The organism is Brevirhabdus sp. (genome assembly GCF_052826345.1).
This window is the reverse complement of sequence record NZ_JBRBUA010000056.1, coordinates 1-24,726: the sequence shown is the minus strand read 5'-3', so window position 1 is coordinate 24,726 and position 24,726 is coordinate 1. Positions and strand designations below refer to the sequence as shown.

General features: G+C 66.0%; 27 protein-coding genes and 1 pseudogene. 13 read left to right on the top strand and 15 right to left on the bottom strand.

The annotated features are described in order from the left end of the window. The first annotated feature begins 10 nt into the window (after window positions 1-10). The 3 genes from argJ (at window position 11) to ACU0BR_RS06745 (ending at window position 1,977) form a co-directional block, all read left to right on the top strand. Window positions 11-1,312, top strand: coding sequence for a bifunctional glutamate N-acetyltransferase/amino-acid acetyltransferase ArgJ (gene argJ / locus ACU0BR_RS06755; RefSeq protein WP_446156083.1), 1,302 nt, complete (start codon window positions 11-13; stop codon window positions 1,310-1,312). After that, window positions 1,309-1,707, top strand: a complete 399-nt coding sequence (locus ACU0BR_RS06750) for a (deoxy)nucleoside triphosphate pyrophosphohydrolase (protein WP_446156082.1) — start codon at window positions 1,309-1,311, stop codon at window positions 1,705-1,707. The genes argJ and ACU0BR_RS06750 overlap by 4 nt, the downstream gene beginning before the upstream one ends. Window positions 1,708-1,842: 135 nt before the next feature. Continuing rightward, entirely contained in the window at window positions 1,843-1,977 is a 135-nt protein-coding gene (locus tag ACU0BR_RS06745; RefSeq protein WP_446156081.1) for a hypothetical protein, read from the top strand. 52 nt (window positions 1,978-2,029) lie between these two features. On the opposite strand, the gene ACU0BR_RS06740 is transcribed toward ACU0BR_RS06745, so the two are convergent. The 9 genes and pseudogenes from ACU0BR_RS06740 to ACU0BR_RS06700 all read right to left on the bottom strand — a co-directional run bounded on the left by ACU0BR_RS06740 (window position 2,030) and on the right by ACU0BR_RS06700 (window position 10,005). Continuing rightward, window positions 2,030-2,659: a hypothetical protein gene (locus ACU0BR_RS06740; protein ID WP_446156080.1), complete on the bottom strand. Its 630-nt coding sequence runs from the start codon at window positions 2,657-2,659 to the stop codon at window positions 2,030-2,032. Window positions 2,660-3,265: 606 nt separating this feature from the next. Next, complete coding sequence (locus tag ACU0BR_RS06735; protein ID WP_446156079.1) at window positions 3,266-3,958, bottom strand: ABC transporter ATP-binding protein; 693 nt, start codon at window positions 3,956-3,958, stop codon at window positions 3,266-3,268. Continuing rightward, a complete protein-coding gene (locus ACU0BR_RS06730; protein ID WP_446156078.1) occupies window positions 3,955-4,704 on the bottom strand; it encodes an ABC transporter ATP-binding protein in 750 nt (249 codons plus the stop codon). Before ACU0BR_RS06730 ends, ACU0BR_RS06735 begins: the two co-directional genes overlap by 4 nt. Next, the gene (locus ACU0BR_RS06725) at window positions 4,697-5,677 is read right to left on the bottom strand and encodes a branched-chain amino acid ABC transporter permease (RefSeq protein WP_446156077.1); all 981 of its coding nucleotides are present in this window, start codon (window positions 5,675-5,677) and stop codon (window positions 4,697-4,699) included. The genes ACU0BR_RS06730 and ACU0BR_RS06725 overlap by 8 nt, the downstream gene beginning before the upstream one ends. Continuing rightward, window positions 5,674-6,594: a branched-chain amino acid ABC transporter permease gene (locus tag ACU0BR_RS06720; RefSeq protein ID WP_446156076.1), complete on the bottom strand. Its 921-nt coding sequence runs from the start codon at window positions 6,592-6,594 to the stop codon at window positions 5,674-5,676. Before ACU0BR_RS06720 ends, ACU0BR_RS06725 begins: the two co-directional genes overlap by 4 nt. A 60-nt stretch (window positions 6,595-6,654) precedes the next feature. Next, window positions 6,655-7,788 (bottom strand): ABC transporter substrate-binding protein, encoded by a 1,134-nt coding sequence (locus tag ACU0BR_RS06715; protein WP_446156075.1) that lies wholly within the window; start codon window positions 7,786-7,788, stop codon window positions 6,655-6,657. Window positions 7,789-8,184: 396 nt separating this feature from the next. Next, complete coding sequence (locus tag ACU0BR_RS06710) at window positions 8,185-9,333, bottom strand: iron-containing alcohol dehydrogenase (protein ID WP_446156074.1); 1,149 nt, start codon at window positions 9,331-9,333, stop codon at window positions 8,185-8,187. Beyond that, a pseudogene (locus tag ACU0BR_RS06705) lies at window positions 9,330-9,686 on the bottom strand (aldehyde dehydrogenase family protein); the annotation flags it as partial. The pseudogene ACU0BR_RS06705 and the gene ACU0BR_RS06710, both read right to left, overlap by 4 nt. 43 nt (window positions 9,687-9,729) lie before the next feature. Continuing rightward, window positions 9,730-10,005 carry a hypothetical protein gene (locus ACU0BR_RS06700; RefSeq protein ID WP_446156096.1) on the bottom strand — a complete coding sequence of 92 codons (276 nt, stop codon included), beginning with the start codon at window positions 10,003-10,005 and terminating at the stop codon, window positions 9,730-9,732. Here ACU0BR_RS06700 and ACU0BR_RS06695 point away from each other — a divergent pair. Together ACU0BR_RS06695 and idi are read left to right on the top strand one after the other, a co-directional pair. Continuing rightward, window positions 9,952-10,179, top strand: a complete 228-nt coding sequence (locus ACU0BR_RS06695) for a hypothetical protein (RefSeq protein ID WP_446156073.1) — start codon at window positions 9,952-9,954, stop codon at window positions 10,177-10,179. The two genes, ACU0BR_RS06700 and ACU0BR_RS06695, sit on opposite strands and share 54 nt — an antisense overlap. A gap of 68 nt (window positions 10,180-10,247) precedes the next feature. Continuing rightward, entirely contained in the window at window positions 10,248-10,769 is a 522-nt protein-coding gene (gene idi, locus ACU0BR_RS06690; protein WP_446156072.1) for an isopentenyl-diphosphate Delta-isomerase, read from the top strand. Window positions 10,770-10,820: 51 nt separating this feature from the next. Here idi and ACU0BR_RS06685 read toward each other — a convergent pair whose 3' ends face one another. After that, window positions 10,821-11,336, bottom strand: a complete 516-nt coding sequence (locus ACU0BR_RS06685) for a c-type cytochrome (RefSeq protein ID WP_446156071.1) — start codon at window positions 11,334-11,336, stop codon at window positions 10,821-10,823. Window positions 11,337-11,700: 364 nt separating this feature from the next. Between ACU0BR_RS06685 and ACU0BR_RS06680 the strand changes: the two genes are divergently transcribed. From ACU0BR_RS06680 to ACU0BR_RS06670, 3 genes are all read left to right on the top strand, one after another. Continuing rightward, complete coding sequence (locus ACU0BR_RS06680) at window positions 11,701-11,892, top strand: PLDc N-terminal domain-containing protein (protein WP_446156070.1); 192 nt, start codon at window positions 11,701-11,703, stop codon at window positions 11,890-11,892. 16 nt (window positions 11,893-11,908) lie between these two features. Continuing rightward, window positions 11,909-12,826 (top strand): YihY/virulence factor BrkB family protein, encoded by a 918-nt coding sequence (locus ACU0BR_RS06675; RefSeq protein ID WP_446156069.1) that lies wholly within the window; start codon window positions 11,909-11,911, stop codon window positions 12,824-12,826. Window positions 12,827-12,950: 124 nt separating this feature from the next. Beyond that, window positions 12,951-13,409: a host attachment family protein gene (locus tag ACU0BR_RS06670; RefSeq protein ID WP_446156068.1), complete on the top strand. Its 459-nt coding sequence runs from the start codon at window positions 12,951-12,953 to the stop codon at window positions 13,407-13,409. 78 nt (window positions 13,410-13,487) lie between these two features. Here ACU0BR_RS06670 and ACU0BR_RS06665 read toward each other — a convergent pair whose 3' ends face one another. Beyond that, window positions 13,488-14,216: a Crp/Fnr family transcriptional regulator gene (locus ACU0BR_RS06665; RefSeq protein ID WP_446156067.1), complete on the bottom strand. Its 729-nt coding sequence runs from the start codon at window positions 14,214-14,216 to the stop codon at window positions 13,488-13,490. Between the two features lie 106 nt (window positions 14,217-14,322). Between ACU0BR_RS06665 and ACU0BR_RS06660 the strand changes: the two genes are divergently transcribed. Continuing rightward, window positions 14,323-14,709, top strand: coding sequence for a hypothetical protein (locus tag ACU0BR_RS06660; protein ID WP_446156066.1), 387 nt, complete (start codon window positions 14,323-14,325; stop codon window positions 14,707-14,709). A 596-nt stretch (window positions 14,710-15,305) separates the two neighbouring features. On the opposite strand, the gene ACU0BR_RS06655 is transcribed toward ACU0BR_RS06660, so the two are convergent. The 4 genes from ACU0BR_RS06655 to ACU0BR_RS06640 all read right to left on the bottom strand — a co-directional run bounded on the left by ACU0BR_RS06655 (window position 15,306) and on the right by ACU0BR_RS06640 (window position 21,083). After that, on the bottom strand, window positions 15,306-15,890 hold the full coding sequence (locus ACU0BR_RS06655; RefSeq protein WP_446156065.1) for a DUF1190 domain-containing protein: 585 nt from the start codon (window positions 15,888-15,890) through the stop codon (window positions 15,306-15,308). A gap of 101 nt (window positions 15,891-15,991) precedes the next feature. Further along, entirely contained in the window at window positions 15,992-17,170 is a 1,179-nt protein-coding gene (locus tag ACU0BR_RS06650) for a glutathionylspermidine synthase family protein (RefSeq protein WP_446156064.1), read from the bottom strand. A gap of 263 nt (window positions 17,171-17,433) precedes the next feature. After that, complete coding sequence (locus ACU0BR_RS06645; RefSeq protein ID WP_446156063.1) at window positions 17,434-18,111, bottom strand: GntR family transcriptional regulator; 678 nt, start codon at window positions 18,109-18,111, stop codon at window positions 17,434-17,436. After that, complete coding sequence (locus ACU0BR_RS06640) at window positions 18,108-21,083, bottom strand: FAD-binding and (Fe-S)-binding domain-containing protein (RefSeq protein WP_446156062.1); 2,976 nt, start codon at window positions 21,081-21,083, stop codon at window positions 18,108-18,110. Before ACU0BR_RS06640 ends, ACU0BR_RS06645 begins: the two co-directional genes overlap by 4 nt. A 166-nt stretch (window positions 21,084-21,249) precedes the next feature. Between ACU0BR_RS06640 and ACU0BR_RS06635 the strand changes: the two genes are divergently transcribed. From ACU0BR_RS06635 to ACU0BR_RS06620, 4 genes are all read left to right on the top strand, one after another. Next, window positions 21,250-22,437, top strand: coding sequence for a pyridoxal-phosphate-dependent aminotransferase family protein (locus ACU0BR_RS06635; protein ID WP_446156061.1), 1,188 nt, complete (start codon window positions 21,250-21,252; stop codon window positions 22,435-22,437). Window positions 22,438-22,579: 142 nt separating this feature from the next. Further along, the gene (locus tag ACU0BR_RS06630) at window positions 22,580-23,560 is read left to right on the top strand and encodes a TRAP transporter substrate-binding protein (protein WP_446156060.1); all 981 of its coding nucleotides are present in this window, start codon (window positions 22,580-22,582) and stop codon (window positions 23,558-23,560) included. A 194-nt stretch (window positions 23,561-23,754) separates the two neighbouring features. After that, entirely contained in the window at window positions 23,755-24,387 is a 633-nt protein-coding gene (locus ACU0BR_RS06625) for a TRAP transporter small permease (protein ID WP_446156059.1), read from the top strand. After that, window positions 24,387-24,726, top strand: a 340-nt coding sequence (locus tag ACU0BR_RS06620) for a TRAP transporter large permease subunit (RefSeq protein ID WP_446156058.1), incomplete at its 3' end; no start/stop codon positions are given. The genes ACU0BR_RS06625 and ACU0BR_RS06620, both read left to right, overlap by 1 nt.

Genomic DNA, 24,726 nt, shown 5'->3' with positions numbered 1-24,726 from the left:
GGAAACGCAAATGACGAAGACCACCCCCGAGGCCCCGGCCGCGAAATCCGCGTCGAAATCGGCGTCTCCCGTATCGCCCCTGGCCCCGAAGGGTGGTTTTCCGAAATTGCCGAAAATCGACGGCGTCCGCTTTGCCTCTGCGGCGGCGGGCGTCCGTTACACATCGGGGCGCACCGACGTGATGCTGGCGGAGGTTTGCGCGGGCGCGAGCCTTGCCGGGGTCTTCACCCGGTCCTCGACGCGCGCCGCCCCGGTTGTGGATTGCGAACGGAAACTGGCGGCGCTGCCCGACGGCGATGACGCGGGCTATGCCATCATCGTCAATTCCGGCAACGCCAACGCCTTTACCGGCGGCGCGGGCACCGAAGCGGTCGCCGCGGTGACCGGCGCCGTGGCCGAACGCCTGTCCCTGCCCGTCACGCATGTCTTTTCCTCCTCCACCGGCGTGATCGGGGAACCGTTGCGGTTCGAGCGTATCACCGCCGCGCTGGACACCCTGTCGGACCGTCTGTCGGACGACGCGATCGGGGACGCCGCCCGCGCCATCATGACGACCGACACCTTCCCCAAGGGTGCCGCCGCAAGCGTGGAGCTCGACGGCACGAGCGTGTCCATCGCGGGCTTCGCCAAGGGGTCGGGGATGATCGCGCCCGACATGGCGACGATGCTCGTCTATATCTTCACCGACGCCGCCATCGCGCAGCCGGTGCTGCAGGACATGGTGCGCGATCTGACGGATCGCAGCTTCAACTGCATCACGGTGGACAGCGATACCTCGACTTCCGACACCCTGCTGATGGCCGCCACGGGCCGCGCGGGCAACACGCAAATCGCCGAGGCCGACAGCCCCGCCGCCCGCGCATTCGCGGCAGCGCTCGGGCAGGTGATGACCGATCTGGCGCATCAGGTCGTGCGCGACGGCGAAGGCGCGACCAAATTCGTCGAGGTTCGGGTGACCGGCGCCGACAGCGACGCCGACGCGCGGCGCGTGGCGCTGAGCACGGCAAATTCCCCCTTGGTCAAAACCGCCGTCGCGGGCGAAGATCCCAACTGGGGCCGCATCGTCATGGCGGTGGGAAAATCGGGCGCCAGGGCAGATCGCGACCTGCTGGCCATCCGTCTGGGCGACATACTGGTGGCCGAAAAAGGCTGGGTCGCCCCGGATTACCGCGAAGAGGACGGCGCGGCCTATATGAAGCGCGAGGACCTTGTGATCGGCATCGACCTGGGCCTCGGGTCCGGCGCGGCGACGATCTGGACCTGCGATCTGACCGACCGCTACATCGCCATCAACGCGGACTATCGGTCTTGAAAACCCTGCTCGTATCGGCGGTCGCATTGATCGATGCCGACGGGCGGGTCCTGCTGACCCGGCGCCCCGAGGGCAAATCGCTCGCTGGCTTGTGGGAATTTCCCGGCGGCAAAGTCGAACCCGGCGAAACGCCCGAAGCCGCGCTGATCCGCGAATTGCATGAGGAACTGGGCATCGACACCTGGAAAAGCTGCCTCGCGCCGCTTTGCTTCGCATCGCACAGCTATGACGATTTCCACCTGCTCATGCCGCTTTTTGCCTGTCGGAAGTGGGATGGAATCCCCAAAGGCCTGGAAAACCAGCGGCTTGCCTGGGTGCGGCCCAACGCGCTGCGGGATTATCCGATGCCGCCCGCGGACCTTCCGCTGATCCCGATCCTGCGCGATTGGCTCTGAGCACCGCGCGCGGTGATTCGCGTGTTTCGTATGTGGCAAAAAAATGACCATTCACGAGGCTTTGTGCACAAAGCTATAGGTGATTCACGAATTACGTGTATCTTCGGTCGTCAAAGGCATCAAAAGGCATCTGTCATGTTGAAAACAATAATGCTTGGCTCCTGCGTCTCGGTGCAGGGCACGTTCCTGAAAAAGCTGGCGGACGGCAAGATCCTGATCAGCGTGGGCGCGCAGACCTTCGCGGGCTACCCCGTGTCGCGGACCGCCTGAACCGCGAAAAGGGTCGCCGAAGCGACCCTTTCCCCTGTTGCCGGTGCGGCGCTTACTTTTGCAGCGCCGATTCAATGCCCAGCTTGATGTCGCTGTTGCCCTGGCCCGACGTCGCCGCCAGGTAGATCTCGGCGATCTGCGCGTCGGTCAGGTCGCTGGCCTTCTGGGTGAAGCCGTGACGCTCCAGGATGTTCTGCACCGTCATGGTCATCGAGTTCATGTCGGCATCAGTGGCCATCGTCGACGTGGTCCCGGAGGGCAGCGCGCTTTCGATCGCCTGACGGCGGTCGGAAGCCATGCCATCGCTGTTCGCGGCGATGTAGATCTCGGTGATCTGCGACTGCGTCAGCGTGGAGGCATCGACCTTGTAGCCCATGCGATCCAGGATCAACTGCACGGAATCGACCGTGGCGTTGTCCGACGCGCGCATTTTTGCATCCTGCTTCAGCGCCGACTCGATCTGGTTCTTCTTCTCGTTCGGAGACATTTCGCTGTTGCTGGTGATGTAGATGCTGGACAGCTGCGCGTCGGTCAGGGTCTCGACATCGACATTCGCAAAGCCCGAGGTTTCCAGCATGTTTTTCACAGAGCTGACCATCGAGGCCGGAGCATCGGTATAGGCAAACGCGGTGCCTGCCATGAGAGGCAGTGCGGTGGCTGCTGCAAGAACGATGCGTTTCATTGTAGTTCTCCTAACGTGATATTTGCGCTGAATTGCGACTTGCTATGGCCACCCAACGTCGCAGTCCCGAAAGGGTTTCCGGCCCTTGTCTTTTTTTATTCACGTTCACGTCAGCAGACGCGCCGCGCCGTGGTGCCCCGGCGTCGTGCCCGGCGGAGAGGCCTTCGCCACGGACGCGCCGTGTCGGAATGGCTGTCGCCCGGATCTCCGGCATGACCCGATCCCGATCCAACCTTGACCACCGCCAGCATCATAGCCTGGAACCCCGCGGCAAGGCACGCGGGACACCGCGGCCAAGCGGGGTCTGTTTCGAACAATATCTTTTCCTGCCAGAGATATAGCAGCCAGTCCGCGCGCCGTCGTCCGCATGACCGCCGCTGGTTTCTTCACCGCCACACGGCATTATGCGGCGCCTGTGCGATCCGGACGGTGAAATCCCGCGCCTCGCACCCCGGCGCGGCGGTCCGTTCGCTCAAGCCCCGGTCAAAACCCGTCCGGTGTCGCACTTGGATCCCGTTCTTGTCGTCGCGCGCGGGCATCCGGCCGGGGGGGAGGCGATGTCATGTGCCATAGGGCGCTGTTGCCGTCTCGGTGGCACGTGCATCGTCAGACCCCCAGATAGCCGGTGGCCAGATCGGCGGTCAGATCGCCGGGCGTGCCGGTCCACACATCGCGGCCGCGTTCGAGTATGACGCAACGATCGGCCACGCGGCCCAGCTCGGCCACGGATTTGTCGACCAGCAGGATCGAAAGGCCGCTTTGTTTGAGCCGGTGCACCGCCGCCCAGATTTCCTGGCGCACCACGGGCGCCAGCCCCTCTGTCGCCTCGTCCAGCAGCAACAGGCGCGGATTGGTCATCAACGCGCGCGCGATGGTCAGCATCTGCTGTTCGCCGCCCGACAGCGTCTGCGCGGGCTGCCCGGCGCGCTCGCTCAGGCGCGGAAACAGATCGCAGACGGCGGCCATGTCCCAGGGACCGGGCCGCGCGGCGGCGATCAGGTTTTCTCGCACGCTGAGCCCCGCGAAACAACGGCGCCCCTCGGGCACCAGCCCCAGCCCCAGCCGCGCGGCGCGAAACGACGGCAGGCGCAGCAGATCGCGCCCGGCAAGGCGCACCCCCCCGCTGCGCACCTGCATCATGCGCATGATGCAGGCGATCGTGGTGGTCTTGCCCATCCCGTTGCGCCCCATCAGCGCCAGCGCCTCGCCCTGCCGCACCACCAGCGACACGCCGAACAGCGCCTGCGACGCGCCGTAAAAGGCGGTGATGTCCTCGACCTCCAACAAGGGGCGGCTCATGATTCCGCCCCCAGGTAGACGGCGCGCACCTGCGGGTTGGCGCGGATCTCGGACACGCGGCCGGTGGCGATCACCCGCCCGTAGACCAGCACGGTGATCCTGTCGCTCAACCGGAACACGGCGTCCATGTCATGCTCGATCAGCAGGATCGGCGCCTGATGACGCAGCCTGCCCAGCATGTCGCCCAGTTGCGCGGCGCCCTCCGACCCCATGCCCGCCATCGGCTCATCCAGCAGGAACGCCTGCGGCCTGAGCGCCAGCGCCATTGCGATTTCGAGCTTGCGGCGCTCGCCGTGCGACAGCGCGTCGGCGCGCGTGCCCTCGCGGCCCGACAGACCCGCAGCCTCCAGATGCGCATGCGCCCGCTCCGTCAGCGCAGGATCCGCCAGCGCCCGACGGAAAAAGCGGAAACTGGCGCCCGACGCCCCCTGCACCGCGAGCATCGCGTTCTCAAGCACGCTGAGGTCCGGCACCAGCGAGGACACCTGAAAGCTGCGCGCCATGCCCAGCCGTGCCCGCGCCGCCACGTCCAGACCGGCCAGATCGCGGCCGCGAAAGACGACGCGCCCCGCGTCCGGCGCGATCTCTCCGACGATCTGCTTGATCAGAGTGGACTTGCCCGCGCCGTTGGGTCCGATCAGCGCGTGGATCTCGCCCGGGCGCAGGTCGAGCGTCACATCGTCGGTCGCCTTCAGCGCGCCGAAGCTCTTGCTCAGCCCCTCTATCCGCAACACCGGCTCAGCCACCGCGCCGCTCCCCGGCCAGAAGCCCCACCACCCCGCCGCGCGCGAACAGCACCACGCCCAGCAGCAAAAGCCCCAGCAGGAACTGCCAATACTGACTGACCCCGCCCAGGACATGTTCCAGAAAAATATAGAGACCGGCGCCCGCCACCGGCCCGAACAGCCGCCCCACCCCGCCCAGGATCACCAGCACCAGGATCTGCCCCGAGGTGTGCCAGCTGAGCATCGCGGGGCTGACGAACCGGTTGAGATCGGCATAAAGCGCGCCCGCAAGCCCGGTGATCGCGCCCGATACCACGAAACCCGTCAGCAGCACGGGAAAGGGGCGGATGCCCACCGCCTGCAACCGCTGCCGATTCTGCCGCGCTGCCTGCAACGCCAGCCCGAACCGCGACCCCACGATCCGCCAGCTGAGCGTCAGGACGGCCAGCAGCAGCGCATAGGCGATGGCGAAAAAGGTGATCGGGTCCAGCGTATTCAGGCCCGGAAAGCCGTTGCGCAGATAGATCGGCAGCCCGTCCTCGCCGCCGTATGCGGGCCAGGAAACGGCGAAATAGTAGAACATCTGCCCGAAGGCGAGGGTGATCATGATGAAGAAGATGCCCGATGTGCGCAACGACAGCGCCCCGACCAGCAACGCCGCCAGCGCCGAGACCGCGATCGCGAGGGGCCAGATGGCCAGCATCTGCGTGCTGCCCATGAACGTCGTCGGCCAATCGAACATCGGCACATAGTTCAGCGCGTGATGCGCCATGATCCCCGCCGCGTAGCCCCCCAGCCCGAAGAACGCCGCATGGCCAAAGCTGACAAGCCCGCCATAGCCCAGCGCCAGGTTCAGCCCCACGCCCGCCATCGCCAGGATCGCGGCCTTTGTGGCCAGCGTGATGATGAAGGGCGCATCCAGCGCCAGCGCCGCCAGCGGCACCGCCAGCAGCCCCAGCGCAAGGCCCGTGTCGACAAGCGCGCCCCGGCTCATGCCCGCGCTCCGAACAGCCCGCTGGGCCGCACCACCAGCACCGCCGCCATCAGGATGTAGATCGACATCGACGCCAGCGAGGCCCCGACCGACGTGGCGGCGGAAGGTCCCATAAACAGCCCGAAGAACCCCGGCAGCAGCACCCGCCCCAGCGTATCGGTCAGACCCACCAGGATCGCGCCGATCAGCGCGCCCTTGATCGACCCGATGCCGCCGATCACGATCACCACGAAGGCCAGGATCAGCACCGGCTCGCCCATGCCGACCTGCACCGACTGTATCGTGCCAACCAGCGCGCCCGCCAGCCCCGCCAGCGCCGCGCCCAGCGCGAAGACGACAGTATAGAGCTTGCCGATATCCACCCCCAGCGCCGCGATCATCTCGCGGTCGGCCTCTCCGGCGCGGATGCGGATGCCCAGCCGCGTGCGGCCGACCAGCAGGAACAGCCCCAGCGCCACCAGCAGCCCCGCCGCGATGATCGCCAGGCGGTAGAGCGAATATTCAATGCCTCCCGGCAGCGTGACCGATCCCGCCAGCAACGGCGGCACGTCGAGGTAGAGCGGAAAGGATCCGAACAGCCAGCGCATGCCTTCGGAAAACATCAGGATCAGCGCGAAGGTCGCCAGCACCTGATCCAGGTGGTCGCGGGCATAGAGCCGCCGGATCACCACGATCTCGATCAGCGCTCCGGCCAGTGCCGCCGCCGCCAGCGCCGCCGCAAGCCCCAGCCAGAACGATCCCGTCGCCGTCGCCACCGCCGCACAGGCAAAGGCGCCCACCATGTAGAGCGAGCCATGCGCCAGGTTGATCAGCCCCATCACCCCGAAAACCAGCGTCAGACCGGCCGCCATCAAAAACAGCATCAGCCCGAATTGCAGGCCGTTGAGGACCTGTTCGATCAGCAGGACAAGCGACATGGAGGGTCCGTTTCGTGCTTGGGTCCGGGGCGGGCGCGCGGCCCGACCCCGAGCTCCGGGCTAGATCTTGCAATCGGCGGCGTAGGCGTCGCCGTGATTTTCGAGTGCCGTGCCGATGATCTTGTTGGTCAGCACATCGCCCTCGCGGATCACCTCGCGCACATAGATGTTCTGGATCGGGTGGTTGTTCGGCCCGAACTTGAACGCGCCCCGGGTGCTGTCGAAATCGGCCTCCTTCAGGGCGGCGCGGAAGGCCTCCTGATCGCTCACCTCTGCCTTCTTCATCGCCGAAAGCAGCAGGTTCGCGGTATCGTAGCCCTGGCTTGCGTAAAGCGACGGCAGGCGGCCGTATTCGGCCTGAAATGCGTCCACGAAGGCCTTGTTCGCCGCGTTGTCCAGATCCTTGGACCATTGCGAGGTGTTCCTGACCCCCAGCGCCGCGTCGCCCACGGCTTGCAGGATGCCCTGGTCAAAGGAAAAGGCGGGCCCGATCAGCGGGATCTCCACCCCCGATTGCGCGTATTGCTTCATGAAGGAGATGCCCATGCCGCCGGGCAGGAAGAAGAACACGCTGTCGGCGCCGCTGTCGCGGATCTGCGCGATCTCGGCGGCATAGTCGGTCTGGCCCAGCTTGGTATAGACCTCGTTCACCGGGGTGCCGTCGAAGCTGCGCTTGAAACCGGTGATCGCATCCTTGCCGGCCGGGTAGTTCGGCGCCATGACGAAGGTGTTCCGATAGCCCGCCTCGTTGGCATAGGCGCCCGCACCTTCGTGCAGGTTGTCGTTCTGCCAGGCCACGTTGAAGTAGTTCTTGTCGCAGCGCGCCCCCGCCAGCGCCGAGGGGCCGGCGTTGGGCGACAGGTAGATCTTGCCCTGCGCCAGCGCCGCCGGAACCACGGCCATCGCCAGATTGGACCATATGATGCCGGTCAGCACGTCGACCTGTTCGGACTGGATCATCTTGTCGGCCAGCTGCACCGCCACATCCGGCTTGCGCTGGTCGTCTTCCACGATCAGCTCGACCTCATTGCCCTCGGCCAGCTTGAGCGCCAGCTCGAAACCGTCGCGCACGTCGATGCCCAGCCCGGCGCCGCCGCCCGAAAGCGTGGTGATCATGCCGACCTTGACCGGGCCCGCCAGCGCGCCACCGGCCATCAACGCAACCGCCGCCACGGCTGTAAGCAAGTTCTTCATCGTTGTTGTCTCCCTGTTGTGCGATGCCGCCGGGCACCCCTCCCGCTGCATTAGGGCGGAATTCGGCCGCGCCGTCAAAGTCTTCGGCCGCCGCCCAGAGCTCGGACCCTGATTGCAGAGATCACGACACACCGCCACCTCCGGCATCCGCCCCGGAAAATTGCCCGCCGGTGCCCCCGGTCCCGCGATTGCCATTGGCATGTTCTTTCCGCAAGCCGGGCATGAGTATTTGCACCAAGAAGAAAGGCCATCCCGCGCGCGGACTTCTTCTTGGCGAAAATACTCGAAATCCGGGCTATCCCGAGACTCCGGCGCCGGGCTGTCTCGGGACGGCGTCAAAGGCGCGGTTTCCTACCGACGGGGCGCGCGGCGGGCGGGGACGCGACGGCCCCCAGCCTAGCCGATGGTCTCCTCGAACAGCGCGCGCAGGTTGGCCCGCGTCAGCGGGACCGGATTGCCGCCGCAGCTGGGATCGCTCAGCGCCATCGGCACCATTTCGTCGATGCGGTCACGGCCCACGCCCAGCGCGCCCAGCGTCTGGGGGATCGACAGCTCGTGGCGCAGGTCCATGACCCACTGAAAGAACCCGTCGAACCCGCCCTCGAGGCCCAGGTAGGCGGCGGCGCGGGCCAGACGCGCCTCCACCTCGGGGCGGTTCATCTTCAGCACGGCGGGCATGACGACGGCGTTGGTGGTGCCGTGGTGTGTGTTGTAGATCGCGCCGACCGGGTGCGACAGCGCGTGGATCGCGCCCAGCCCCTTCTGAAAGGCGGTGGCGCCCATCGCGGCGGCGCTCATCATCTGGGCGCGGGCTTCCAGGTCGGTGCCATCGGCGTAGGCCCGCGGCAGATATTCCCGGACCAGGCGCATCCCCTCCAGCGCGATGCCCTGGCTCATGGGGTGGTAATGCGGCGAGCAATAGGCCTCCAGGCAATGGGCGAAGGCGTCCATGCCGGTGCCCGCGGTGATCGCGGGCGGCATGCCCACGGTCAGCTCGGGGTCGCAGATCACCACGGCGGGCAGCACCTTGGGGTGAAAGATGATCTTTTTCACATGGGTCCGCGAATTGGTGATGACGCTGGCGCGGCCCACCTCTGACCCGGTGCCCGCGGTGGTGGGCACGGCGACGATGGGCGCGATGGCCGCGGCGTCGGCGCGGGTCCACCAATCGCCCACATCCTCGAAATCCCAGACCGGGCGGGTCTGCCCGGCCATGAAGGCGACCATCTTTCCCAGATCCAGCCCCGAGCCGCCTCCGAAGGCGATGACGCCGTCATGGCGGCCGTCGAGGAAAGCCTCTACACCCGCGCTGAGGTTCTTTTCGTTGGGGTTAGGGTCGACCTCGGAAAAGATGCCCCGCCCCAGGCCCGCGGCCTCCATCAGGTCCAGCGTGGCGGCGGTGATCGGCAGCGAGGCCAGCCCCCGGTCCGTCACCAGCAGCGGGGCGGAGATGCCCGCCGCCGCGCAGGCCGGTCCGATTTCCTCGATACGACCGGCGCCGAAGCGGATCGCGGTGGGGTAGGACCAGTTCGCGGCAAACGTCATGTCTCGGCTTTCTTGAAGGGATAGGATGTGGGGCGGGTCAGGTTCTGATATCCGATGAAAGGTCGTGCGCCGCCACGCCCGGTCTGCTTGCAGCCGGTCCGGCACAGCGCCGGGTCGAGATAGTCCTGACGGTTCAGGAAGACGGTGCCGGTCTCGATCCGGGCAGCCAGCGCCTCGGCCGCATCGGCCTCGCGCGTCCAGATCGAGGCGGTCAGCCGGTAGCGGCTGTCCGTCGTCAGGCGCAGCGCCTCCTCGTCGTCGGCGACCTTCATGATGCCCCCGACGGTGCCGGAGCTTTCGTCGCGCATCACCCATATCTCATCCGTGGCGCTGCCCAGAACCTGCGGCGCGATGCATTTCAACCTGTTGTTCATGGCCTCTTCACCTCAACTCACCTCAGCTCAGCTCAAACCCGCGGGCGATTTCCCAATCGGCCACCACGGCATCGAAGCTTTCCTGTTCCCATGTCGCGGAATGGACGATGCCGACAGCCGCCTTTACATCGTCGCAGGGCGCATCGTCCGCGCGCCGGGCGACGTTCTGGTGATATTCGACATCCGGTGGTAGGAAAGCAACCTTCTGCGGCGGGCGGAACGGGCTGCCGCGCGCGGGGAGAGCGTGCTCCTCCTGACCGATCCATGCGGTTCTCCCATCGCCAAGGTGGCGCGTCATTCGTTCAGTTGCGGGATCGAGATGGCCTCGGCCTGGGACAGCAATGTCGCCACGATGGTCCTCCTGGAAGCGCTTGTCGCGTCGGTTCGGGCACGTATCTGGCCCGAGACATCGGTACGCATGACGGCACTCGAAGGCCTGTTCGACATGACAAACCTGTTCCGGCAGGGTTAGGACAGCGCCGGAGCAGGAATCGGACGCCACCCGCGCAAGGCGCGAAGGCGGGATTGACGAGAGGGCAGATGAACATACCCGCATGGCAAGACGGCGTCCTGACGCCGCTGGACAAGATGCTGGTTCACCGCGAGGGGCTGCAACATCCGGCGGTCTCGGTTTTTGTCATGGACGGCGCGCGCACGCTGATCCAGCGCCGCGCGGCGGGCAAGTACCACACGCCCGGCCTTTGGGCCAACAGCTGCTGCACCCATCCCGACTGGGGCGAAACCCCCGCCGATTGCGCCCACAGGCGGCTGCGGCAGGAACTGGGAATCGAGGGGCTTGCCTGCACGCCGCGCGGTCGGGTGAGCTACCGCGCCGAGGTGCCGCCCGATCTGATCGAGAACGAAATCGTGGATATATTCGTGGCACAGGCCGACACCGCCACCCTGCGCATTGCGCCCGACCCCGAAGAAGTATCGAGCTACCGCTGGCTGAGCCTGCCGGATCTGCGCGCGGAAATCGCCGCCGCGCCCGAGCGTTTCACGCCCTGGCTGCGGATTTACCTGGACCGGCACGCGCGGCAGGTCTTCGCCGGTCTGGAATAGCACGGATCGGGCCGCGCGGGGGGGGGTGCCCCGCGCGGCCCGGCGGCGTCCTCAGTTCGAGGTTTCGGCCGCGCCCGCCTTGTCTGCGTCCATTTCGCCGCTCATGTCGGGCCCGACGGAGGCGAGATAGGCGTAGACGTCAGCCGCCCCCTTGCGAAGCTTGAACGACATCTTCGAGCGCGCGCTCTTGTCGTCCAGAACCTCGGCCAGGTATCCCTTGGGATCTTCGACGAAGCCGACGAAATGCTCCTCGTTCCAGATCAGGCCGCCCTCGCCCGCGGCGACGATGGAATCGCCGTAGTTGTAGTCCTCCAGCGATCCGGCCTGACGACCGACCACGCCGTAGAGGTTCGGGCCGACCTTACCGCCCCTGACGATCTTCTTGCCCTCGTCGTCGATGACGGAATGGCAGGCCTTGCACTTGCGGAAATCCTTCTCGCCGGCGGCCGCGTCGCCCGTGGGCGGGGCCAGCTCCGCCGTGGCATCTGCGCTCATCGTGTGGCTTTCGGCGAAGGCCGGGCCGGTCAGCGCAAGGGCGGCGATCGTGATTGCGATTTTCTTGATCATGTCATTCCTCCTCTTTGTGTCGTCAAGATCTAAGTCTGCGCGCGCATTTTGACAGGGCGCGCGTGTTTTCCCATGCGCCAGAAGCGCCCGCCCGGGCCCAAGGCGCATGTATCGCCCCTGCCGGGAACCCGGCGTTGCGGCCCGGCGTTGTCGAATGACAGCGCGGCGCCGGGGGCCGCTACACCAATTAATTCAATGGTTGCGCAGGTTTCCTGCCCGCCGGTAGCTTGAAGGGCCAAGGCCGCCTTCGCCCGTGCTGTCCGCCGGACTGTGACGTTGCGCCGCAAGGCCGTATCAAGGCGATGAAACACCACCGGGCGGCGGCCGTAGCGAAAGGCGCCGCTCACCAGCAAGGAGACGGGAAATGGTAAAGGTTTCGGGAATCGGGGGGCTGATCCTGCTGGTGCTGGATATCTGGGCAATCGTTTCGATCATCGGGTCGAACGCGAGCACGGGCAAGAAGGTACTTTGGACGCTGCTGGTCATTCTGCTGCCGCTGCTGGGTTTCATCATCTGGCTTTTCGCCGGGCCACGCCCCGCGTCCGGCCGACTGTGACGGGACATCGGGGTGAATGACGAAGCCGCGGCACCAATCCCTTCGCGTATGGTGGAAAGCGCTGGTCGGCGTCATCGTCGCCGTTGATGAAAAGAACCTGAGCCTGATTTCCGCGGGTGTCGGCTTTTTCGGTATGCTCGCCATTTTTCCGGGGCTGGCCGCGATCATCGCGATCTGGGGACTTGTGGCCGATCCGGGCGTGATCAACGGGCAGATGGACCTGATCCGGCAATTCGTGCCGAACGAGGTGTTCTCGCTTCTGAACGAGCAGATGGACAACCTGATGACGGCGCGCCCCGAGACCCTCGGCTGGACCACGCTGCTGTCGATCATGGCGGCATTCTGGTCGGCGCGCGCGGGGGTGGCGGCGCTGGTGCGCGGGCTGAACGCGATCTACCGCGAGCCGCACCGCAGCGGGGTCTACCGGATCTTTTCGGCCCTGGCGATCACGGGCTCGCTGATCATGATCGCCATCGTCGCGCTGCTGGCGGTGGTGGTGACGCCGGTGCTGCTCGCCGTGCTGCCGCTGGGCGCCTATTCGGCCTGGGCGGTCGAGGTGCTTCGCTGGTTCATCGCGGGCATGGTGCTGGTCATGGGGCTGGGGGTGATCTATCGCCTCGGCCCCAACCGCCGCGCGGCCAAGGTCGCCTGGATCTCACCGGGGTCGATCCTTGCGGTGCTGCTTTGGGTGGGCGTGTCGATGGCGCTGTCGCTCTATCTGAAGAACTTCAAAAGCTACAACGAGGTCTACGGCTCGATCGGGGCGGCGATTTCGCTGCTGATGTGGTTCTACCTGTCGGCGCTGTCGATTTTCATGGGGGCCGCGCTGAACGCGGAACTGGAATTGCGTACCAAGGAGGATTCCACCATCGGCCCCGACCGCCCCATGGGCGAACGCGGCGCGCAGGTGGCCGACGCCTATATCGAAAGCTGAGCTTCCTTTCGCCCCTTTTGCCGTGCCTGCGGCGGATCGCAGGAACCGCCCCCGAACCCGTCGCGTTCTTTTGGTGAGGCCGCCCCGATCGCTTGGGCGGCACGACAGGAGAAAGGGTCGCGTCATGACAAAGTTGAAAACAGGAACGTGGATCGTGGTGGCAGACAGCGAAAAGGCGCTGCTGCTGGAAAACCTCGGCGATGGCGACTTTCCGAATTTCAGTGTGATCGAAAAGGAAACGCAGGAAAATCCGCCGTCGCGCGACCAGGCCGCGAACCGTCCGGGACGCGTCAGCGACAGCACCGGGCAACAGCGCTCGGCCATGGCGGATACCGATTGGCATCAGCTGGCCAAGGATCGCTTTGCCGACGATCTGGCCGAGATGCTGAACCGCCACGCATTGAAACAGGATTTTTCCTCGCTCGTGCTGATCGCGGCCCCTCATGTGCTGGGCGAGGTGCGCAAGCATCTGCACGGCGAGGTCGAAAGCCGGATCGTGGCGCAGATCGACAAGAACCTCACCAACCTGCCGCTCGACAAGATCGAGGAGCAGGTGAAACAGGATCTCAAGAACGTCGCCTGACACGGCGCCCGACACCGCGCGGAGAACACGGGGGAGGGGCAGGCCCATCGTCGGCCCCCGCGCGCCCTGGGTCGGCTGTTACATCAGCGGGCGCTGGCGGACGTCGTCGAGTTCCATTTCCGCGACTTCGGCCAGAGCCTTCAGATCATGAACCGTCAGCATCCCGTCGCTCCACCCGACAAGTTGCCGGTCGCGCAGCTTGGCAAGGGTCTTGTTGGTGTGCACCAGCGACAATCCCAGCGCATCCGCCAGATCCTGCTGCCTGTAGGGCAGCATCATCGCGCCGTTCTTGACCATGTTGAGCGCCTGACCGCGCCTGAAGATCCGCGTCAGGGCCCAGGCGACCCGCTGTTGCGCGGTCCGCTGGCCCAGCGAGGTCAGCGCCTCGCCCAGGAAATGCTCCTCTGTCGCGGCCAGCCAGGTCAGATCGAACGCCCTGTGCGAATGGGATTTGAACAGCGACCACAGATCGGCACGGTTGAACACGCACAGCGTCATGTGCGTCGTCGCCTCGACCGAATGGCTCATCTCGCCCATGATGCCGGCCTGAAGCCCGACGAAATCGCCCGGAAAGATAAAGCTGATGACCTGCCTGCGGCCATTGGGCAGCGTCTTGTAGCGCAGCCCCATCCCGCGCAGCGCAGTGAAAAGCTGGGGGCTGTTGGACCCTTCCATCAGCAGGCTCGTGCCCGGTTCCACCGTCAGCTCTCCGGCCTTGAACCGAAACATGAACCGCTCTTCCTCTTCGGTGAGGTCTTTGAAGAGCGGCTTGCGCTGAAGCGGGCAGTCAGAGCACTTGATGACCATCGGTAAAAAGTTTTCCTTCTATGTCACAGTTTAATGCGGCCCGGGGCAAACTGTTCCACATATGCGCCTGTAAAGAAGAGTATTGGCCCGGGGGGCCGCAGTACGAGTGGATATTTCATCCGACGCAAAGGCCCGGCCAGCGGCCGTATTCCTGATCGTTGAGGGCAATCCCGTCATCGCGAGCGATCTTGCGGAAACCATTCAGGGCGAATGGCCGGGCTCCATAGTATACAGCGTACCGAACACCGCCTCCGCCTTGCGTCAGCTCGACGCGATGCCGTCGCTGACGCTTGCCTTCGTCAATTCCGCCGCCGCCGAGATCACCGGCAGCGGGCTGGCCGACGCGATTCTGATGCGCGAAGGCGGGATCGTGATCCTGAAAGGCAGCCACAGCGTGCCGACCGATCTGGGCGAAGGCTGGATCTACGTCGGGCGGCCCTATTCCTCGGCCAGCATCATTTCCGTCATCGCCGGACATTTCGCCAAGGCGTGATTGCCCGTTGCGGTTCTGGCGCGCCGGAAACCACCGCCCAGCGTCGCGAGCGGCCCGGCTGCCCCCTCAGATCATCGGATAAAGCAGCACACCAAGCGACAGGGCCGCAGCCAGCGCCAGATAGAGATACGGGCGCTGCCAAACCGACTTGTCGCAAAAGCAAAGGCCACACCGACGGCCAGAAAGGCGCATCCTGTGACCGCAGTCACTGCACCTGAAAATACGGACGGACATTCCATGCCTCTGAAAAAACAACAATCGAAATAGAAAATCGCGGCGTGCCCTAGCGCGAGAATATACGCTGACACCAGGCGACCTAACGGCAACAATACATCGCGGGCAGGCGCAGGAAAAGAATTGTTTTGCGTGTAAAGCGCACGAACCGGGCATGTTCTTTCGCTTGGGCGGAAAAGCCCCGGTCTGCCTCAGCTGTGCACCCGTAAAGGGGATTTCCTGCGGCGGCGATCCGGGTCGCTTTCCTCACTGGAGAACGTCCGGAAGATCGTCACCCCGCCAGGAGAAGACAGCCACACACCACCTCGCAGCCGCCCTCCTCGCTTCGGCACGCTCTGCACCAGGTTTCAGGAGTCCGCACCCTAGCCGCCGAAACCGCGCCCGGCGCCGGTGGCCCCGAACCCGCCCCGCGCCGCGACGGCAGAGCGGCTCATCGGCTTGGCGATACCCGATGCGGTGACCGGCGCGAACGCCTTGGGCGAGACCTTCGCGGTGCCCCGGTTGGCATTGAACACCGCGTTGCCGTTGGGCGTGGAAAATCCGCCGCCGCCGGTGCGGTAGAGCGGGCGCGCCGATGCCAGACCGCGCCCGCCGCCCAGAAGATTGCCGATCATGTACCCGGCCAGAAGCGGCATGAAAAAGCTGCCCCCGCCGCCCTGCCGGTCATCGGCAACGCAGGAGCCCGTGCCGTGCTGCTCCTCGCAAAGGGCCTGATCGGTGTAGCTGGGCGCGGCCTTGCGATGCTCCTGCAAGGCCTCGTCGAAAGCGGCCTGGCACTCGGCCGCGCTCAGCGACCCATCGCCGCCCGTGCTGGCCTGCTTGCAGTCTTCGACCGAGGGAAAGACCTTGGTTTCCACCGTATCGTGCTTGCACGCCGCCAGCGTAAAGGCGGCCGCGCCCATGATGGCGAGGTTCACCCTGCGGGATCTCTTTCGGCGTGGCGTCATGACATGTCCCTTTCGGCGGTCGTTGCGGCATCGGCCAGCATCGTCGCAAGCGCCCGCATTGTCGAGCCGCCAGACGCAATTCCCGCGCGGCCCCGGCGATGTCAGGCGGAAATGAAATGCGCCTTGAAGCGCGACAGATCCTGCGTGATGCGGCTGCGATCTTCGCGCAGGCCCATGCCGACGCAGCTTTCGCCCACGATCCAGGCGCCGATGATGGGGTGCATTTCCGAAAACGTGGGCAGCGGCGCATAGCCCTGCACGATGAAGGGATGCGCGTCATAGCTGCGATCCCTCGCCTCTTCCAGAAGCGCGCCGTTGCGCGTGATGCGCACGCCCGCCCCCTCGCGCGAAAAGATCGGCTTTCGCACATGGCTGCCGCCCAGCGCGGCGCGCGCGGCGTCGCTGTCGGCATCCTCCGCGAAAAAGGCGGGCAACAGGTTGGGGTGACCCTCGAACATCTGCCAGAGCACGGGCAACAGCCCCTTGTTGGACACCAGCGCCTTCCACGGGGGTTCGAGAAAACGGCAATGCGCCCCGGCCAGATGTTCGGCGAAGGGATCGCGCAGCAGATCCTCCCAAGGGTAGAGCTTGAAGAGCGCGCCGATCACACGGTCCTCGTCGTCGGTGAACTGGCCGTTCTCGGACACGCCGATCTTTTCCAGCGCGGTGTAATGCGCGCCCAGGTCGGCCTCACGCGCGGCCCAGGCCAGCTGCTCGACGGTGGCGTAGTCTTCCTCCACCCCCTCGGCGGACGTGAAATGCACATGAGCGCCCGTTTCGAAAATCTTCTCGAACCGTTCGACGATGGCTTCATGAATGCGGTTGAACTGATCGGCCCCCTCGGGCAGCACGCCGGCGGCGATCTGATCTTCCAGCCAGCGCCATTGAAACGCGGCGCTCTCGTAAAGCGCGGTGGGGGTGTCGGCGTTGTATTCGATCATCTTCGCCGGGCCGGTGCCGTCGTAGACCAGATCGAAGCGGCCATAAAGCTCGGGCTCGCGCGCCTGCCAGCTGTCGGCGATCAGCGCGTGATGGGCCTCGGGGATGCCCAGCCGGGACATCATCTCGCCCGAGGCGCAGACCTCCGCCACCGCCTGGCGGCACATCGCATGAAGCTCCGTCGCAGGATCCTCGATATCGTCCTCGACCTGTTGCAGCGAGAAGCGATAGGCGGAAGCCTCGTCCCAGTAAGGCTCTCCGTGCATGGTGTGAAACCGAAATCCCGCCTCATCGGCGAGCGCTTTCCAGTTTTCACGCTCCGGCAGATCGATGCGCTGCATGGGGCCTCCCTGACGATTGACAGAAGGGTTAGAACAGCCTTGCCACCCGAAGGAAAGCCATTGCACACCACTGTGCCCGTTTCCGCGCGCCGACCCCGCCGATGCTGTCGGCGCGCCTTCCGCTCTGGGCCGATGCGCATCTGCAATGACCCCGGGGCTTGCCTGCTGGGCGCCGCCCTCACGATTGTCTCCATCCGCGCGCGGGCAGCCCGCAGACGCCTGCGCTTCCAAAAGGCAGAAATATCCCCGCCGGAGGCCCTGTCTCAGCGCCGCTGGTCACCGCTGCGCGCGGCCATCAGGGCGTGCAGCTTGTTCAGCATGTGCCGCTTCATCAGATTGCCCGCGCATTCCGCATCGCGCGCGGCCAGTGCGGCGCTGATCTGCTCATGCTCGTCCACCGCCTGCGCCCAGCGCGCGGGGGTCAGGTTGGCCTGATAGCGGGCCCGCTGCACCCGGCCCGCCAGAACCGAATGCGACCGCATCAGGGTGGTGTTCTTGCCCGCCGCCATGATCGCGCTGTGTATGGACTGGTTCACGTCGAAATAGCTGGCCCGGTCCGCGCGCTCGTATGACACGCGCAGATCGCCGGTCAGCGCGGCGATGCCATCGAGCTCCGCGCGCGAGGCCGCGACGGCGGCCTGTTCGCAGGCCAACGCTTCCAGCGCCGCGAGCACGGGAAAGATCTCCCTCAGCTCCAGCCCCGTCTGCAAGGCCACGATGGCGCCGCGGTTGGGGATCAGATCCAGCAGCCCTTCGGCGGCCAGCACCTTCAGCGCCTCGCGCAACGGGGTGCGCGACACGCCGAAGCTTTCCGTCAGCGCCTTTTCGCGCACCTTGTCGCCGGGGTGCAGCCGCCCGTCCAGGATCATCCGCCGCAGCCGGTCGGTGACCTCCACCGCCAGCGCCGTGCGCCCGATGGGTTGCGGTGCATCGCCGCTCATTGCGCGCCCTCCGAGCTGACGGAACCGGGCAGCGCGCCCCCGCCCGTCTTGCTTGCGCCGCCCGTGCGACTGGCCCGGTCGAAGATCTCCGCGATGTGCAGCGCGCGGCGGCCGGTACCGTCGGCGATCTGGTGCCGGCAGGAGGTGCCGTTGGCCACGATCAGCGCATCACCCTCGGCCGCGCGCACCGCGGGCAGCAGCGACAGCTCGCCCATCGCGCGCGACACCTCCTGCGTCTCGGCCGCGTAGCCGAAGGCGCCCGCCATCCCGCAGCAGCCCGATTCGATGACCGAGGCGTCGAGCCCCGGCAGCGCCCCTAGCGCGGCCTCCATGTCGCTCATCACGCCAAAGGCCTTCTGGTGGCAATGCCCATGCACATAGGCCTTTTCCGCGTCCCGCGACAATGGCAGCCTGAAGCCGCCCGCCTTGCGTTCCTGCGCCACGAATTCCTCGAAGAGCCGCGCGTTTTCCGACAGCGCCCTGGCGTCCTCTCCGGGCAGCAGGGTCAGGAATTCATCGCGCAGCGTCAGCAGGCACGAGGGTTCCAGCCCCAGGACGCTGCGCCCGGCGCGGATGTGCGGCATCAGCGCGTCGATCGTGCGCCGCGCCTCGGCCCTTGCCTCATCGACCATGCCCGCGGCCAGATAGGTGCGCCCGCAGCACAGCGCCCGCCCGCCCGGGGCCTCCGGCGCGCGCACGCGGTATCCGGCCCGGCGCAGCACCCGCAGCGCAGCGCGCGGGATCGCGGGTTCCAGCCAGCGGCTGAAGGTGTCGGCGAAGAGCACCACCTCATGTCCGCCCTTGCGGCCGCGCGCGGCCTCCTGCTCGATTTCCGCATCGCGGAAGGGGTCGGGGGCGAACTGCGGCAGGCTGCGGCCACGAGCAAAGCCGGTGATCCGTTCGCCCAACGCGGCGATGCCCGGCACCCGGTTGCGCAGCGCAATCGCCGCGCGCAACGCGCCGCCCGCGCGGGCATAGCGCGGCAGATGGGCGATGAGCCTTTCGCGGCGGCCAAAGCCCAGCTTCTTGCCGCGCTGGTAGAGCACCTCGGTCTTCATCTTCGCCATGTCGACGCCGGTGGGACATTCGCGCTTGCAGGCCTTGCAGCTGACGCAGAGCTTCAGCGTCTCCGCCATCGCGTCGTCGTAAAGCGCATCGCGCCCCAGCTTGCCCGACAGCGCCAGCCGCAGCGTGTTGGCCCGCCCCCGCGTCACGTCACGCTCGTCACGGGTGACGCGGTAGCTGGGGCACATCGCGCCCCCGGCCATCTTGCGACAGGCGCCGTTGTTGTTGCACATCTCCACCGCGCCCTGAAAACCGCCGCCCGCGCCGGTCCAGGCCGACCAGTCGTGCGCGGTGTCCAGATCCTCAAAGGCATAGCCGGGCGGATAGCGCATCAGGCTGCGGTCATCCATTTTCGGCGGGCGCACGATCTTGCCGGGGTTCAGCAGCCCCTCGGAGTCGAAGGCATCCTTGACCTCTTCAAAGGCCTGCACGATCCGCGGGCCGAACATCGCCGCATGAAATTCCGACCGCACGATCCCGTCGCCGTGCTCTCCGGAATGCGACCCCTTGTACGCCCGCACCAGGGCAAAGGCTTCCTCGGCGATGGCGCGCATCGCCTTCACGTCCTTCTCCAGCTTCAGGTTCAGCACCGGACGGACGTGCAGGCATCCCTCGGAGGCGTGGGCGTACCAGGTGCCTTCGGTCCCATGCGCGTGGAACACCTCGGTCAGCCGGTCGGTGTAATCGGCCAGATGTTCCAGCGGAACGGCGCAATCCTCGACGAAAGACACGGGCTTGCCCGCCTCCTTCATCGACATCATGATGTTGAGACCGGCCTTGCGCAGCTCGCCTATCTCGGCGGCCAGCGCGCCGTCCCACACCTCGACCACGCCGCCCTCATGCGCGCCGCCGCGACCAAAGCCGAAGCCCAGATCGGACATCGTGTCGTGCAGCCGCGCGACATTGGCGCGGTTTTGCGCATCGCTGTCGGCGAATTCCACGAACAGCAGCGCGGCGGGGTCGCCCTGAACGAAGGCCTCCAGCGTCTTGACATACATCGGGATGGACCGCGCCAGCCCGAGCATCGTCGCATCCACCAGCTCCACCGAGGTGGGGCCCAGCGCCACGATATGCTGCGCGGCCTCCATGGCGGCGCGGAAGGTGGGGAAATGGCAAACCGCCAGAACCTTGTCCGGCCCCGGCAGGGGCGACAGGCGGATCTCGATCTCGGTGCTGATGGCCAGCGTGCCCTCGGACCCGATCAGCAAATGCGCCAGGTTGACCGGCGGCTCGCCCGGCACCAGCGCGTCGATGTTGTAGCCGCCCACGCGGCGCTGCACCTTGGGGAACCGGCGCGCGATCTCATCGGCCTCGCGCGCGCCCAGGTCCAGCAGTTGGCGCAGCAGCACCTCGGGGACGTCGTTGCCCGAACCGGGGCCGAAGTCGAAGGCGCTGCCGTCGACCAGCAGACCACGCACCCTGTCGACATTGTCGCGCGTGGTGCCGTAGCGCAGCGAACGCGACCCGCAGGAGTTGTTGCCCACCATCCCGCCGATCGTCGCGCGCGACCCGGTCGAGATGTCGATGGGAAACCACAACCCATGCGCTTTCAGCAGACGGTTCAGATCGTCCAGCACGATGCCCGGCTGCACCAGCGCGCGGCGCCCCTCCACGTCGAGCTCCACCAGCTTGTTGAGATAGCGCGAGCAATCCACGATCAGACCGGAATTCACCGTCTGCCCGCACTGCGACGTACCCCCGCCGCGCATCGTCAGCGGCACGCCCGCTTCGCGTGCGGCGTCCAGCGCGCGCGCGATGTCACCTTCGGTCTTCGCGACGACGACGCCTGCGGGCATGATCTGGTAAAGAGAAGCATCCGTCGCGTAGCGCCCGCGCGAGAAGGCGTCGAACAGCACCTCTCCCTCTATCGATCGGGCCAGCCTGTTCTGCAATCCACCGCGAAGCATTCCGCTCTGTTCCCGACACCACGTTCAAATCGTCCTTGACTTGAATAATGAATTCATAATTCAATTCCAACAGAAATCAGCTTCCGTAACGGCAGCAGGGCCGACGCGCCGCTTGCCGCGGCAGGCCGCGCAGGCGGCGCCAGGTGCACCGGAAAGGATCATGGACATGCCAGCAGGACGTCACTTCCTTCAAATCCCCGGCCCCTCGAACGTGCCGGACCGCGTGCTGCGCGCGATGGATTATCCTACGATGGACCACCGCGGCCCGGCCTTTGCCGATGTGGGCCGCAGCGCGCTGGAGGGGATGAAAGCCATCTTCAAGACCGAGGGGCGCGTCGTGATCTATCCCTCATCGGGCACCGGCGCGTGGGAGGCGGCGCTGGTCAACACCCTGTCGCCCGGCGATCAGGTGCTGATGTATGAGACGGGGCATTTCGCCATGCTGTGGAAACGGCTGGCCGAGAACCTGGGCCTGAAGCCCCTCTTCATCGAAGGCGACTGGCGCTCCGGCGCGGACGCCGACGCCATCGGCGAGCGGCTGCGCGCGGACAAGGGGCACGCGATCAAGGCGGTCTGCGTGGTGCATAACGAGACCTCCACCGGGTCCGTCACCGACGTGGCCCGCGTGCGCAAGGCCATCGACGCGGCCGGGCATCCGGCGCTCCTGATGGTCGATACGATCTCTTCGCTGGCCTCGGTCGACTACCGCCATGACGACTGGGGCGTCGACGTGGCCGTGGCCGGATCGCAAAAGGGTCTGATGCTGCCGCCGGGGCTGTCGTTCAACGCGATCAGCGACAAGGCGATGAAGGCGTCGCAAGCGGCGGGCCTGCAAAAGGCCTATTGGGCGTGGTCGGAAATGGCCGGCCCCAACGACAGGGGCTATTTCCCCTACACGCCCGCCACCAACCTGCTTTATGCGCTGAACGAGGCGATCGCCATGCTGCATGAGGAAGGGCTGGATCAGGTTTTCGCCCGCCACAGCCGCCACGGCGCCGCCACCCGCGCCGCCGTGGAGGCCTGGGGTCTGGAGGTGCTTTGCGCCAAGCCCGAAGACCGCTCGCCCGTGCTGACGGCGGTTATGATGCCCCAGGGCCATTCGGCGGACAACTTCCGCGCCGTGACGCTGGACCACTACGACATGTCGCTGGGCAACGGGCTGTCCAAGGTGGCCGACCGGGTGTTCCGCATCGGGCATCTGGGCGATTTCAACGACCTGATGCTGTGCGGCACCCTGTCGGGGGTGGAGATGGGCCTGCGCGACGCGGGCGTACCCCATAGGGCGGGCGGCGTTCTGGCGGCCATGGACAAGCTTGGGCAGACACCCGGCCGCGCGCACGCCGCGGCGGAATGAGGGCCCGCAGATCTCGATAAAAACCAGACGGGAAAAACCGGATCGAGCGTAGAGTGAAGACCGCAGCATCACGCCGCCGCACGCAGGAGGAGGCAACCGGCACGCAGGGCTGCACCAGAGAAACCAGGGAGGAAAAAGACAAATGAAAATCACGAATCTTGTAACGGCCGTGGCCGTTTCCATCGTAGCGGCCAGCCAGGGCATGGCCGCCGAGATGACGATGAAGTTCGGCCATGTCGGCGCGCCGGGATCGCTGTTCGAAGCGTCGGTCGACAACTTTGCCGAATGCGTCAACGGCAAGATGGGCGACAAGGCGGAGGTGCAGACCTTCGGGTCGTCGCAGCTTGGCAAGGACAAGGAGCTTTTGCAAAAGCTCAAGCTGGGTCAGGTGGACTTTGCCCTGCCCTCTTCGGTGATGTCCTCGGTCGATGATGTCTTCGGCATCTTCGAGATGCCCTATATCATCAAGGACCGCGACCACATGCGCCGCGTGCAGGGCGCGATGATGGACAAGTTCCAGAAAGCCGCCGAAGACAACGGCTATCATATCGTGGGCCTTGCCGAGAACGGCTTTCGCCACATCACCAACAACGTGCGCCCGATCAACAAGCCCGAGGATCTGAAGGGCATCAAGCTGCGCACGCCGAACGGCACCTGGCGGGTCAAGATGTTCCAGGAATACGGCGCCAACCCCACGCCGATGGCCTTTTCCGACGTGTTCACCGCGCTTCAGACCGGGGTGATCGACGGGCAGGAAAACCCCTATGCGCAGATCGCTTCGGCCAAGTTCCAGGAGGTGCAGAAGTACCTGTCGATCACCGGGCACGTCTACACCCCCGCCTATATCCTGACCTCGAAAAAGGCCTGGGACAAATGGCCCGACGACGTGAAAGCCACCCTGACCGACTGCGCCAACGCCACGCAGGATTTCACCTACAAGAAGGCGGCCGAGCTGGAAACCGAGCTGTTGCAGGTGATCAAGGACGCGGGCGTCGAGGTGAACGAGGCCGACAAGGATGCCTTCATCGAGGCGTCCAAGCCGATCTATGATGCGTTCTCCGCCGAGGTCGATGGCGGCGACGCGATGATCCAGGAAGTTCTGGGCCTGGGAAAATCCAGCTGATCGCCCGGTCGGGGACGCAGGCAGCTGCCTGATTTTCCGGGCCCGGCACCCCGCCGGGCCCGGACACCGGCAGATCCGCACCCGACACCGGCTGCGGCGCCCGCGCGCGGGCGCACGCCCGCTACCCAAACGCCGATCGGTTTCACGCCCCCAGCCGCCGCTCGCCAAGCCGAACCATTACCGGAGTCCGCTGCATGTCAGCCACCACCGCCCCCGTCCCGGATACCGATGACGACAAACCCCGAGGCCCGGCCGCCCAGCCCGCCGTGCTGCACTCGGGCCCGCTCGCACGCATCGCGCGCGTCTTCGGGCTGTTGCTGGAATGGATCACGATCCTTCTGATGGTCCTGCTGACCGTGGTGGTCATCATCGCCGTGCTGGCCCGCCTGGCCGGCGAAAGCTTCAGCTGGTACGACGAGGTCGCGGCGATCATGCTGGCCTGGATCACCTATTACGGCTCCGCACTGGCCGCGCTTTACCGGCGGCACATCGGGTTCGACACCGTGCTGCTGTCGATCCCGGGAAAATTCCGCCTGGTGGCGATGTTGCTGGCCGAGGCGCTGGTGATGACCTTCTTCGTACTGATGGCCCGCGCCGGGTTTCAGGTGCTGGACGTGCTGGCCGGTGACCGGCTGGTGTCGCTGCGCTGGGTGCCGGTGCAGTTCACCCAGTCCGTCATTCCCATCGGCGCCATATTGTTCATTCTCGGTCAGTTGCTGAGCCTGCCCGAATACTGGGCCAAGACCCGCGCCGGGATCTCTCTCGAACACGCGGAGATCGAGGAAGAGGTCGAGACCGAGCTACACAAGAACAAGGACCGCGCCTGATGCTGATGCTTATGATTTTCCTGGCGCTGGTGGCGATGATCTGCATCAACGTACCCATCGCCGTGGCCCTGGCCCTGGCCGGCGTGCTGGGCCTGCTGGCGACCGAGGGCAGCGACAGTCTGGTGACCATCGCGCTCGACATGTACGACGGATCGACGAAATTCTCGCTGATCGCGATCCCGATGTTCGTGCTGGCCGGCGCCATCATGAACGCAGGCGGCATCGTGCTGCTCTCGCCGCTGGGTTTCTCGCCCACCGGCGAAGCCTTCAACCTGACCATGGAAGACGTGGCCGTGTCCGCCGCCATCGCGCTGCGCGCCGAAAAACTGATCTTCCTCT